Consider the following 11,748-nt stretch of genomic DNA (forward strand, 5'->3'; position numbering starts at 1 on the left):
GGTCTCCGGCATCACCCACGACTGGCCCGCCGCCAACCAACCTCACCGAAAGCCACTTTTTCGGCAGCCACCTAGGGGATAGTCGCGAGTCGCTACGAGCGAGTGTGGCTCATTGTTCGTCTGGTTTCTCGTTGAGCTCTTCTAATTCGATTTCTGCGGTTGGTTCGTCGGCCGTGGCGTTCAGACGATCGATCAACCGGTAGTACCCGCGAGTTGTTCCGAATGCGGTAACGACGTCGCCGCTTTCGAGGACGGTTCCGCCGGTCGGCACCATCACATCGGTGTGCCGGCGCACGGAAACGAGCGTGCAACCCTCGGGCCAGGTCACCTCGCTGAGCGGCCGGCCGTCTGCAAACGAACCCGGCGGGACCCGGAAATCGAAGAACCGTGTGCCGGGGTCGGTCCTGGTCGCCATCCGCTGACGATCGAGTTTCCGTCCGGTGGTGGCGGCGAGGGCATAGTGGTAGGACCGGACTGCATCCTCCCGGCGGAACATCCCGACCAGGTGGCCGGGATCATCATCCGCAACGACCGGCATTCGGCCGATCCCCAGGGCGGCCATCCGCTCGAGGGCCGCCGACACCGGTGTCGAAGGTTGCACCGTGACCGGACGATGTGTCATGGCATGAGCGACGGTGAGATCATCCCGTGCGCCTCCTGCTCGCATGATGTCGCTAACCGTGATGAGCCCGACGAGCCGGTCCTCGTGGACGACCGCCATGCCGTGATGGCGATGCCGATCAAGCTCACCCTGAAGCTCCTGCAACGTCATCGCCGGGTTGGCGAGGGCGGCATTCGTCGACATGACTTCGCCTACCGAGATCGTATCCAGCAGATCGACTTCGCCGACGGTGGTGAGCACGATGCCACGCCGCTTCAGCGGCATCGTGTACACACTCTCAGGATGCAGCAAGTCGGTGAGCACGGTGGCAATGGCTGCGGCCAGCATCAACGGGAGGATCAGCGCGTAGTCCCTTCCGATGATCTCATAGACGATCAGGATGGCGGTGAGGGGTGCCCTGGCGACCGCGGCGAACATGGCGGCCATGCCGACGATGGCAAAGGCGCCGGGATGCAGCTCTGAGATCGTCCAATGAGGAGCGAGGAATTCCCCGAAGCCGGCACCTAGCGCGGCACCGAGGAAGAGGGAGGGCATGAATGCCCCACCCGATCCGCGCGAAGACAGCGTCATGGTGGTGGCGAACAGCTTCAGTCCGACCAGGAGCAGGAGCGCCCACCACACGTCGCCGCTCTCCGCCACCAGCTGCAGGGTTTGACGCGTGAACACCTGACCCGTTCCGAGCACCTGCGGCTCGAAGAACCCGATGGAGGCGACCACCAGCCCGAACAACACCGGCCTGGCCCACTTCGGACCCGGCATCCGGGCAGCCAGTGTCTCCACGATGTCGAGCGACCGCAGGAATGCCCAGGCGACAACGACCACGACCAGGCCGAGCAGCAGATACAACAACAACTCCCGCGAGTCACCCATTCCGAACGGGAATGCCACGAGCAGAACCTCATTCAATCCGAACGCATTCGACAGCCCCTCGGCCGTCACAGCTGCTGCAACAGAGGCGACCACAACTGAACTCAGATGCCGGGCCGCGAAGCTGCGGAGGATGACCTCCATGGCGAACAACATGCCGGCAATCGGGGCGTTGAAGCTGGCACCAATTGCGGCGCCGGCGCCGGCAGCAACCATGCCCCTGATCTGGTCTTCGCCGAGCCGGGCCTTGCGCGACACGAACGACCCGATCGCTGCTCCAATCTGAACAACCGGGCCCTCCCGACCGGCCGACCCACCGCCTCCCAGGGTGAGGGCGGTGGCGAGAATCTTGAACGGAACCGAACGACTGGCCAGGTACCCGCCGTGGAGGGCGAGCCCGACCGCCGCCTCAGGCACGCCATCACCCTCGACCTCAGGAGCGAAGCGGGTGGCGATCCAGAAGGCGCCGAGGAACCCGATGGGAACAGAGAGGAACACGATCCACTCACCGATTCCCAGGCTCTCCCCTCCGTCGGCGAAGAGGTCGCGGACAACGTCGACCGCGAAGATCAACAGAGCAGCGGCGGCGCCCACCGCCACACCGACGAGCGCAGCGAGCGCAAGCGTCCAGGCTGTATCGCCGGTCTGGCTTGCTCCCCGGGAATCCCGGTACCGCTTCACGATCGAATCGAACATCCCGACCAGCGTAGGCGCGCCGGGCACACTGGCGAATCCCGGCAGAACCAGGATCCATCGCCTCTAGTCTTCACGCATAACGCGAAAGGCGACATCGTGACCATCGAGGTTCACCCTGACATCAGCCCGCTGGCGTTCCTGCTCGGCACCTGGCAAGGGACCGGTCGCGGCGACTACCCGACCATAGACTCGTTCGAGTACGGAGAAGAGATCCAGTTCAGCCACGTCGGCAAACCGTTTCTGATCTACCGTCAGCGCACATGGGCGCTCTCCGACCGAGCGCCGATGCACAGCGAGACCGGCTACTTTCGGAGCGGCGGGGACGGAGCCGTCGAACTGGTGCTGGCCCAACCGAGCGGGATTGCGGAAGTCCACGCCGGACGGCTCAGCGGCACCACGATCGACCTGCGCACCACCGGCGTTGCCCTGACACCGACCGCCAAGGAGGTCGTCGGAGTCGGACGCCGGTTAGAGGTGGACGGCCAGGTGCTCCACTACCGCCTCGACATGGAGGCGGTCGGCGAGGCCTATCAGTTCCACCTCGAGGCGGAACTTCACCGCATCGAAGAGAAGGGCTAGACACCTGCCATCTATGGTTCTTCCGTAGCACACTCCCAGCCGGGAGGAGAGCGGCGCGCAGGAACCGGGCATTCGGGCAGACTGGATATCGATGGCAGAAGAACACGGCCACGATCGGATTCACCACGCGGTGTGGGACCCGCCCTGGTTGCGGGCGTCGTACGCCCGCTGCCTGTGGGACGGCGGGAACACCGGCGACAATTCGGAGTTCTGCTCAGAGGCTTGCGCGGAGATGTACGCGCAGTGGGATCATGACACCGCACGCAGGGATTACGGTCGCGAACCGGTCCCCGGACGCCATGACGAGTTCGTGGCAGTGCTTCCTATCAGAACGCCGCGCCGCCGGCCACACTCAGGCTGAAACCACGATTGCCGCTCGATCCCACTACGTTTGGCCCGTGACTCGACTCACCACCCTCGCCAGAGCCGTCGACCCCCGCATCCCGTCACACCGGGTGGTGCTGCTCATTTCAGGGATCGCTGCGGCGGCCGCCTGGGGGCTGGCTCCGGACGGCGATGGCGTCCGACTGGCACTCAACGCAGGCGTCGCGTCGTTCCTCGCCTGGGCGATCGGTCGCGAACTCGACCCGGATCGGCCAAATGCGGCGGCGGTGGCCGCCGTGCTGGCGGGAATCGCGATCATCACCGTGGGCGAGGCGCTGCTCTTTCCAACGCTGCTCGCACTGCTGGCGATCAGGGTGTTGCACCGGTCAACCGGGCTGCCTCCCACTCTGTTCGATCTGATCGCGCTGCCGGGAGCTGCATTCGCTGGGGCGAGTTCGACTATTGGCTGGACGGCCGGTCTCGCACTGGCATTCGCGGTGGCGAGAGATCACCGCCTGCCCGACCCTGCACCTCGCCGCCAACTCGCCGCCGCCTTCTTCATCGCCTCTGCTGCTACCGCCGGCGCCCTCATCAGTGGTTCACCGGACGATTGGACGGCTCCTGCGGCCGGGCAGGCGATCGTGCTCGCCGTTGGTGTTTTCGCCGGCCTCAGTATGCGGATCTACGAACCGCGCTCGGTTGCCGACCATACCGGAGGTCTCCTCATCGCCCGCCGGCTCCAGAGCGCCCGGGTCGGCGCCATTGGCGCAGGCCTGCTGGCGGCCGCGGTGGGCGGAGGTGCCGGCATTGCGGCGCTCATCCCACTATGGGCGGCGATCGCCGGCGTTGCAGCATGGGATCGAGTAGGACCCGACCAGGTGTCCTACTCCGAGAGGACAAGGTAGGAACACTCGCGACTCGCGACCCGTCACTCGCGACTTATTTCAAACGTGCTTTCGATGTTGGCCGTCGCCGCCAGCATTGTGTAGGCCGAGCAAATCTTGTTATCGCTCAGCCAGATCGCCCGCTCGAGCCGTTGCGGATCGACGTCACCTACGATGCGATAGTGCAGTGCAATGTTGGTCCAGATCCGGGGAGGCTCAGGGGCCCTTTCACCGGAAACGTCGACCTCCAACGAGGAGAACGACTGCCGCATCTTGTCGAGAATCTCGACGACATTGGTACTGCTGCACGTAGCCAGGCCGACCAGGAGTAGTTCCATGGGACCCGGTCCCGATGGGTGTTCGGCCGAAGCACCCTCGACCCGGAGGTCGTGGCCGGAGCGGGTGTGAACGTCGAACGCGATGCCTTGATCGTGAACTGCTGTGATGATCTTCTGCATGAGCACAGTATGGCGGAGGGCCGGGTGTCCCACGGCGAGTGCCGTTTGGCCCCTTGGGTCACGCTGGGCGCGGGAGGACCATGGATTCAGGTGGGGCCGGTGTTCGGCGTCCACGTGCCGAAAGGATGGCTGGGGTGATCACTGAAGGTGAGTTGAATCCGCTACGGGTTGCCAATCATCAGTTCAACCAGGCAGCGCCGTTTCTCAAACAGTTCCATGACGGCGCCGGCCTGCGCGAGTGGTTGTTCGAACCCGAACAGGTAGTTCGGGTTTCACTCCCGGTGCGAATGGACGACGGCCACGTTGAGGTCTTCCGCGGCTACCGGGTCCTCCACTCGAATGCCCGGGGCCCGGGCAAGGGAGGATTCCGATTTCACCCGAGCGTCAATGAAGAAGAAGTCCGGGCGCTGGCTGCATGGATGACCTGGAAATGCGCACTGCTCGACATACCATTTGGTGGTGCCAAGGGCGGCGTAGCGTGCGATGCCCGGATGCTGTCCGAAGGCGAGAAGGCGCGAGTTACCCGGCGCTATATATCTGCACTGGGCGACAACATCGGACCACACACCGACATTCCGGCCCCCGACCTCTACACCGATCAGCAGACGATGGCCTGGGTATTCGATACCTACTCGATGATGCACCCGGGCGAGAACTGTTTTCCGGTTGTCACCGGCAAGCCCCTCGACCTCGGAGGATCGCTCGGACGGGATAGCGCCACCGCCATGGGCAGCATGTACGTGACCGAGCATTTCCTCGAACTGGGCGGATTGCCCGGCTTGACCTCACTCGACGGAGCCGAAGTCGCCATCCAGGGATTCGGAAACGCCGGCCGGTGGGCGGCCAAACTCTACGAAGGAGCGGGCGCCCGCATCGTGGCGGTCAGCGACTCACGAGGCGGAATCTACGATCCGGACGGCCTTGACGTTTCGCGGATCGAGGATCACAAAGATGCCACCGGCAGTGTCGTCGACTTCCCGGGCACGAAGCCACTGGCGACCAAGGAGGTCCTCGAAGTACCGTGCGACATCCTCGTACCGGCGGCCATGGAGAATCAGATCCTCCAGAGCAATGCCGGTCGGATCCAGGCCCGATTGATCGTTGAAGCCGCCAACGGTCCGACCACACCGGAGGCCGATGCCATCCTCCATGAGCGTGGCATCATCGTCCTTCCCGACATCCTCGCCAACGCCGGCGGCGTCGTGGTCAGCTACTACGAATGGGTTCAGAATCTCCAGAACCAGCAATGGGAGGAGCACGAGGTTCAGGAGAAGCTGCGCAAGAAGATGTATCGAGCGACGAATCAGGTCGTGACCAGTCGGGCCGGTCTGCTGGATGCGATCGATCACCATCGGGCGACGTGGGCCCGACTCCGCCCGGAGGATCCACCCGTCGACGCTCCAACGCTTCGCACAGCCGCCTACGTCGTGGCAGTCGGCCGGTGCGCCGACACCCTTCTCGAGCGAGGGATTTGGCCCTGAGAGAAGAAGTTCTAGGTTGTAGGTTGTAATTGCCGGGAAACCAGCCAGAACCCAGAACCTATTACCTAAGACCTCTTTTAGATTTCCTCGAAGCGGGCCTGGAAGAAACGGAGTTCTTCCGGCTCGTAGGTGAACTTCAGGCCGCCGACGCTTTCACGATGCTCGTAGACCTCAACCACCGACTCAGCGGTCACATCCATGTGCGCCTGGGTGTAGACGCGCCGCGGAATCGCCATGCGTACAAGTTCGAGTTTCGGATAGCGGTGATCGCCGGTGGCGGGATCACGGCCGGCCGAAACGACCCCGCGCTCCATGCCCCGTACCCCGGAGTCGACGTAGAGAGCAGCCGTCAGTGACTGCGCCGGAAACTGGTCTTGTGCAAGGTGGGGCAGGATGGCCGCCGCGTCCAGGAAAATCCCATGGCCACCGATGGGCTGCACCAGGGGGATGCCGGCCTTGAGCAGCGCATTGCCGAGGTACTCGACCTGCCCGATCCGCGCCCTGACGTGATCGTCGGTGTCGACCATCTCGTGGATCCCGCGGGCCAGCGCCTCCATGTCACGCCCGGACATGCCGCCGTAGGTATGCAGCCCTTCGAACTTCACGAGCATGGCGCGGGCCCGCCTGGCGAGTTCGGGATCGCGTACCGCCAGGAACCCACCGATGTTGACGAGGTTGTCCTTCTTGGATGACACGGTGGCGCCGTCCGAGTAGGAGCAGATCTCCAGCATGATGTCCTTGACAGACTTGTTCTCGTAGCCCCCTTCACGCTGTTGAATGAAGTAGGCGTTCTCGAGGGCGCGGGTGGCATCGAGCATCACCGGAATGCCGTTCGCACGACACAACTCGTAGGTCGCCTTGAGGTTGGCCATCGACATCGGCTGGCCGCCGGCCATGTTGACGTTGGTTTCCACCGAGATGTAGGGGATCTTGTCGGCGCCCACCTCGTCGATCAGCCTCTGGAGCTTGACGAGGTCGACGTTGCCCTTGAAAGGGTGCTCGACAGAAGGCATGTGCGCCTCGTCGATGATCACGTCGACGAAGACGCCGCCGGCATACTCCTGATGAAACCGCGTCGTCGTGAAATACATGTTGCCCGGTACGTAGTCACCCGGCGAGATCAGCAACTGGCTGAGGATGTGCTCGGCGCCGCGACCCTGATGCGTTGGTATCAACTCGGGATATCCGTACACCTCCTGCACCGCATCGACGAGGTGGTAGAAGCTCCTGGATCCGGCGTACGACTCGTCCCCGACCATGAGGCCTGCCCACTGGTAGTCCGACATGGCCGAGGTGCCAGAGTCGGTTAGCAGGTCGATGTACACGTCGTCTGAGCGCAGCAGAAAGCTGTTGAACCCGGCGGTACGGATGGCTTCCTCACGGTGAGCGCGGGTGGTCATCTTGATGGGCTCGACCACTTTGATCTTGTAGGGCTCTGCCCAACTGCGACGATGCTGTTCCATGATGACCTCCTGCGGCCTCGAGGTGAGGAACGCTCAGTCTACGCCGAGGCGACCTTCAGTTCGCCGGCGGCCGGCAGCGTCAGGATGAAGCAACTCCTGCCGTCTTCCCGGTCGTAACCGAGGTCACCGCCCATGAGACGAGCCAGCTTCCGTGAAACATGCAAGCCAAGCCCGATCGACCCGGGCTGCCCGGCGGAAGCGTGCGCCCGGAAATAGGCGGCGAAGACCCGGTCCCGATGCTTTTCATCGATGCCCCGACCGTCGTCGATCACCCGCATGACCACGAATGGGCCGCGCCGAGCCGTCTCGACCTCGACGTTCGGCCCTCCATACTTCATGGCGTTGGTCAGCAAATTGCGGACGATCTGCCTGACCCGAGCCGGGTCGGCCGCGGCGCGTTCGCCGTTGCTTCGAACGCTCACACGGGATCCCAGGTCGGATGGCTGTCCGGCCAGCACCGCCGCAATCTGCTCCCCGAGATTGAGATCAATCGCCACCGCAGCCAGCGTGCCGATGTCCGCCCGGGCGTACACGAGCAAGTCCTCGACAATCCATGCAACATCCTGGGCCTCACGGTTGATCAGGTCGAGCATTTCGAGGCGATCGGAATCCGACAGATCGTCGAATCCCTCACGGATGACGTTCGTGAACCCGAGTACCGCAGTCAACGGTGTGCGGATCTCATGGCTGATCGAAGCGATGAACTCGTCCTTTGAGGCCACCAACTGCTCGAGGCGCCTGCTCGTCTCCTGCCGCTCCAGATAGGAACCAACCAGTCCTCCGGCGGTACGTAACACGCCGATGTCGTTCTCGTGCCACTCCCGCCGCTGGAGATAGTCGGCGAATCCGATCGCCCCCGTCCACTTCCCGAACACAAAGACGGGAATCACCAACTCGCTCCTCAAACCATCAGCTTCATAGATAGATCGCTCGGTGCCCTCGTCCAGATCCTCCGTATGAAGGATGGACGCTTCACCTCGAGCCAGGCGCCCGGGAGTCGTCGGTGTATCGCGGTGCGACCCACCCATCCACAGGTCCGCAATGTGCACGCCTTCCAGGTTCGGTGGCTGCAGCGCGTGCACAACCCGGGACGACATCCCGGCATCCGGGTCGTCGAATACCTCTTCCAGCCACATGTAGTCGGCGCCGGTCACTGCTGCCAGATGTTCGAAGGCGGCTTCAAGCGCATCCTCTCGCCCGGAGATGAGTTCGCGCGACACCTTCGCCAGGGCTTCCTCGTAGGCGAGGCGGGTATTCAAGGACGTCACCGTTTCTTGCCGATCCCAAAACGCGCCAACCATCTCTCCGGCCGTGCGAAGGAACCGGATGTCCTCTTCGGTCCAGCGCCGCTCGTCTTGAGAGTCGCTGAAACCGATGGTCCCCCGCCACTCGCCCCGCACGAAAATCGGCAGGCAGAGCTCACTCAGAATCCCGTCGGCCAGATACAACCCTCTCTCTGGATCAGCCAAATCAGTCGTTGCAATTGCCGATGGCTCGCCGCGCTGCAGCTTCGCATACAACGAAGGAAGCGCACTGAAAGGTCCACTCCAAGGCTGGGCGGTCGGGTCGATCCCGGGAGCTCCTTCGTCGGCCGCCCAGTGAGTGATGCGGGCGCACGGCCCCAGCTCGTCGTCCTGAAAATTCTCCTCGACAAACACGATGTCGGCTGCCGTCGCCTCGAGCAGCGCCCCGAGGGCATCGTCGATGGCCGACTCACGGGAAGCCAGCAATGCTCCGGATCTTTGGGCGAGCGCGTGCTCGAGCCGGTGCCGGTACTCGAGATTCGCCATCGCCTCCTTCAGCTGCTCTCGCGCCTCGATGCGTTCCCAGTAGGCGGCGATCAGTTCGGCAGCAGTTCGCAGCAACTCGATGTCATGGGAATCCCCGAGACTGTCGGCGCCGATGTCGTTGAATCCGATCAACCCGACCCACGAACCCCGGACCATGATCGGAATACTCAGCTCGGTCGTGTGCCCCGTCCCCTTGTACCTGGCGCGTTCGACGGACGGTAAATCGGCAACCTGAAAGGCAACCGGCCGACCATTTGACAAACCGGCAAAGGACACCGGCATCTCACTCCAGGGCACCAGCGTCCACCGGTCCACCGGATCAGGTTCCGTCCCCTCCATGAGTACCTCGGCGACCAGCGTGGAGCACAGACCCCGCTCAGGATCGTCGACGTTCTGCTCGACGAATACGGCCGTAGCCTCAGTGGCGACTAGCAGGGCGCCCAGCGCACGATCGAGCGAAGTATCCGAATCGCCGGTGGCGAACGCCCGGGAACAAGCCGAGATCGCCTTCTCGAACCGGACCTTCCGATCCAGGGACACCCTGATGCTGCCCATTGCCCGACTCGTGAAGGCGAACATCACGATGAGGCTGGCAACGAACACGCCGGCCATGAGCAGGGAGATGAATACGGCTCTGCTCCCACTTTCCGGCTCCCACCAGAGGCCTGATCCGATGAGCAGCAAACTCAACCACCCGACGGCGTAGCCGACCGGGAGTGCGGCGCGTTGTGGAGGTAGCAGCAGGAACGCGGTGGCGATCAAATAGGCGAACGGGATCGCGATGACTGCGGGCGGGGTGCGGAGGAGCCAGAGAGTCAGACCCATCAACGTCGTGTCGAACATCACCGAGCCGACAACCGATCCCATCACCTTCGTGCGCCGAAGCAGCGCGTCGACTCCCAAAACCAACCCCAGGACCGACACTCCGAACGCAGCCGGCCAATCCAGCACAACGCCCAGTACGAGACCGAGACAAACGGCCGCGATCGCGATCGGGCCACGCAATGAGAGCCAGCGGCGATAGAGCATCGGGAATCCAACCGACGATCCGGTGAAGCCTGTCAGTTCGGCGTCAGGCCACTTCGAGGGCTCGCCGCGATCAGCGGTGTGCTCAGATATCCAACGACTCCCTGACTTCGTTGCGGGCACGAGGTCCGCACTGCGCGCGGATCAATAGCCTTATCGACTCAGGAAGCCCGGCCCTTGACGGTTACCGGTCCGGCAGCGCCACACTCACAAGATAGTCATCAGCGTCTTCGTTCCAGCTGAGCTCGATGAGGCCCCGAGCCTGAGCGGCCTTGCAGAACTGGAGGAAACCGCCGAATCCGTAGCGCTTCTCTGTGAACTTCGGATCCTGCTTGCGCAGCTGGTTCTTCAAACCCGAGAGGGCCGGAGGGCCTTCCGAGGTTTCGAGCCGGGCAACGACCGACAAGAGCAATGAGAACGCCTCATCTTCGCCGCTGTCCTCGCTGCGAAAGTCGACCACCGGATCGCCTTTGGCGCTGCCTTCGGTCAGCTCGAGCACTTTGCGCTGCTCCATGTGCCGCAACAACTCTCCGAAGGCACGGAACCCGAAGTCGGCCTCGTTGAAGGTCGGATCTTTGCGGATGAGAGCCCGTTTGAGAGAGGAGGCGAGAACGGCACCCTGCGCGGTGCGCTGAAGGCCGGACAGGGTCTGGGTAACCAGTTGGTCGAGGTCTTCGAGCCCTTTGGTCTCCAATTCGACCCTGGGCTCCTCTTGGCGATCGCTCGTCCGGCGGCCGGGTTTCTTGGATCCGCCCCGCGCCCCGGCCGGTACCTCGACGCCTTCGAGCCGCTCATAGAAGAGAAACTCATCACAGGCCGGGGGCAGCAGCGCACTCGTCGAGTCCTTGACGCCGACCCCGATGACCCGCCGGTTCAACTCGCGGAGCTTGTGAACCAACGGGGTGAAATCACTGTCGCCGGTGCCGATGACGAACGTCGTGAGGTAGTCGCGCTCGAAGGCGAGTTCGAGGGCGTCGACGGCCATCTTGATGTCAGCCGAGTTCTTCCTCGACGCACCCATCCGCTGCGGGATGTCGATCAACTCCACATGATTGCGGGTCAGCATCCGGCGATCCTCATCGAACATCGACCAGTCGCCGTAGGCGCGGCGAACCACCACCCGTCCCCGTTCGGCGAGCGCGTCGGCGATCGGTTTGAGATCGAAAGTCACGCCCAGGTTGTCGCGCGCTCCGATGGCCAGGTTCTCGTAGTCGAGGAATAGGGCAATGCGTTCTTCTTCGGGTGCCATGAGTTTCAGCGTAGCCGCCGTGGCGTGGTCCACATCCCCGCGCCGGGACTAGTTCCACTGTGCGCTGGAGCAAGAGTCCCCAAGTTTCGCGATCAAGTTCCGATGTATGACGAAAGAACCAAGGACTGGGAGGTCTCATGGGACAAATGATCGGTAGCGGTCTCACCTGGGATGGTGGGAGGTCGAGACGCATCGCAATCTTGTTGATTGCGCTCTGTTTGGCTGTTGTGATTGTCAACACCGCCTGAAAATTGACCCCCTGGCACCGGTTGAAAATTGACCCCCCGGGCCGGGTTTTGGTCACTCTGT

9 protein-coding genes are annotated in these 11,748 nt (G+C 63.3%); 4 read left to right on the top strand and 5 right to left on the bottom strand.

All coding sequences use genetic code 11. The annotated features are described in order from the left end of the window. Window positions 1-109: 109 nt before the first annotated feature. Window positions 110-2,185 (bottom strand): chloride channel protein, encoded by a 2,076-nt coding sequence (locus tag P1T08_17070; protein ID MDF1597794.1) that lies wholly within the window; start codon window positions 2,183-2,185, stop codon window positions 110-112. 96 nt (window positions 2,186-2,281) lie between these two features. Between P1T08_17070 and P1T08_17075 the strand changes: the two genes are divergently transcribed. The 3 genes from P1T08_17075 (at window position 2,282) to P1T08_17085 (ending at window position 3,993) form a co-directional block, all read left to right on the top strand. Next, window positions 2,282-2,764, top strand: a complete 483-nt coding sequence (locus P1T08_17075; protein ID MDF1597795.1) for an FABP family protein — start codon at window positions 2,282-2,284, stop codon at window positions 2,762-2,764. Between the two features lie 91 nt (window positions 2,765-2,855). Continuing rightward, window positions 2,856-3,125, top strand: coding sequence for a hypothetical protein (locus P1T08_17080; protein MDF1597796.1), 270 nt, complete (start codon window positions 2,856-2,858; stop codon window positions 3,123-3,125). 37 nt (window positions 3,126-3,162) lie between these two features. Next, complete coding sequence (locus P1T08_17085; protein ID MDF1597797.1) at window positions 3,163-3,993, top strand: hypothetical protein; 831 nt, start codon at window positions 3,163-3,165, stop codon at window positions 3,991-3,993. 23 nt (window positions 3,994-4,016) lie between these two features. Here P1T08_17085 and P1T08_17090 read toward each other — a convergent pair whose 3' ends face one another. Further along, window positions 4,017-4,430, bottom strand: coding sequence for an OsmC family protein (locus P1T08_17090; protein MDF1597798.1), 414 nt, complete (start codon window positions 4,428-4,430; stop codon window positions 4,017-4,019). Window positions 4,431-4,555: 125 nt separating this feature from the next. Here P1T08_17090 and P1T08_17095 point away from each other — a divergent pair, with 125 nt between their 5' ends. Continuing rightward, the gene (locus tag P1T08_17095) at window positions 4,556-5,911 is read left to right on the top strand and encodes a Glu/Leu/Phe/Val dehydrogenase (protein MDF1597799.1); all 1,356 of its coding nucleotides are present in this window, start codon (window positions 4,556-4,558) and stop codon (window positions 5,909-5,911) included. A gap of 77 nt (window positions 5,912-5,988) precedes the next feature. On the opposite strand, the gene P1T08_17100 is transcribed toward P1T08_17095, so the two are convergent. The 3 genes from P1T08_17100 to P1T08_17110 form a co-directional block, all read right to left on the bottom strand. After that, window positions 5,989-7,374 carry a tyrosine phenol-lyase gene (locus P1T08_17100; protein ID MDF1597800.1) on the bottom strand — a complete coding sequence of 462 codons (1,386 nt, stop codon included), beginning with the start codon at window positions 7,372-7,374 and terminating at the stop codon, window positions 5,989-5,991. A 38-nt stretch (window positions 7,375-7,412) separates the two neighbouring features. Next, on the bottom strand, window positions 7,413-10,193 hold the full coding sequence (locus P1T08_17105) for a GAF domain-containing sensor histidine kinase (protein ID MDF1597801.1): 2,781 nt from the start codon (window positions 10,191-10,193) through the stop codon (window positions 7,413-7,415). 181 nt (window positions 10,194-10,374) lie between these two features. Further along, window positions 10,375-11,439 carry an NYN domain-containing protein gene (locus P1T08_17110; GenBank protein MDF1597802.1) on the bottom strand — a complete coding sequence of 355 codons (1,065 nt, stop codon included), beginning with the start codon at window positions 11,437-11,439 and terminating at the stop codon, window positions 10,375-10,377. Between the last annotated feature and the right edge of the window lie 309 nt (window positions 11,440-11,748).

The sequence above is a fragment of the Acidimicrobiia bacterium genome (assembly GCA_029210695.1).
Classification (GTDB): Bacteria; Actinomycetota; Acidimicrobiia; order Spongiisociales; family JAHEDJ01; genus JAHEDJ01.

Excerpts from the sequence above, each read along its gene's own strand:
- P1T08_17105 (MDF1597801.1), bottom strand. The coding sequence starts at position 10,193 with ATGCTCTATCGCCGCTGGCTCTCATTGCGTGGCCCGATCGCGATCGCG.
- P1T08_17090 (MDF1597798.1), bottom strand. The coding sequence starts at position 4,430 with ATGCAGAAGATCATCACAGCAGTTCACGATCAAGGCATCGCGTTCGAC.
- P1T08_17095 (MDF1597799.1), top strand. The coding sequence starts at position 4,556 with ATGGCTGGGGTGATCACTGAAGGTGAGTTGAATCCGCTACGGGTTGCC.
- P1T08_17070 (MDF1597794.1), bottom strand. The coding sequence starts at position 2,185 with ATGTTCGATTCGATCGTGAAGCGGTACCGGGATTCCCGGGGAGCAAGC.
- P1T08_17100 (MDF1597800.1), bottom strand. The coding sequence starts at position 7,374 with ATGGAACAGCATCGTCGCAGTTGGGCAGAGCCCTACAAGATCAAAGTG.
- P1T08_17110 (MDF1597802.1), bottom strand. The coding sequence starts at position 11,439 with ATGGCACCCGAAGAAGAACGCATTGCCCTATTCCTCGACTACGAGAAC.
- P1T08_17080 (MDF1597796.1), top strand. The coding sequence starts at position 2,856 with ATGGCAGAAGAACACGGCCACGATCGGATTCACCACGCGGTGTGGGAC.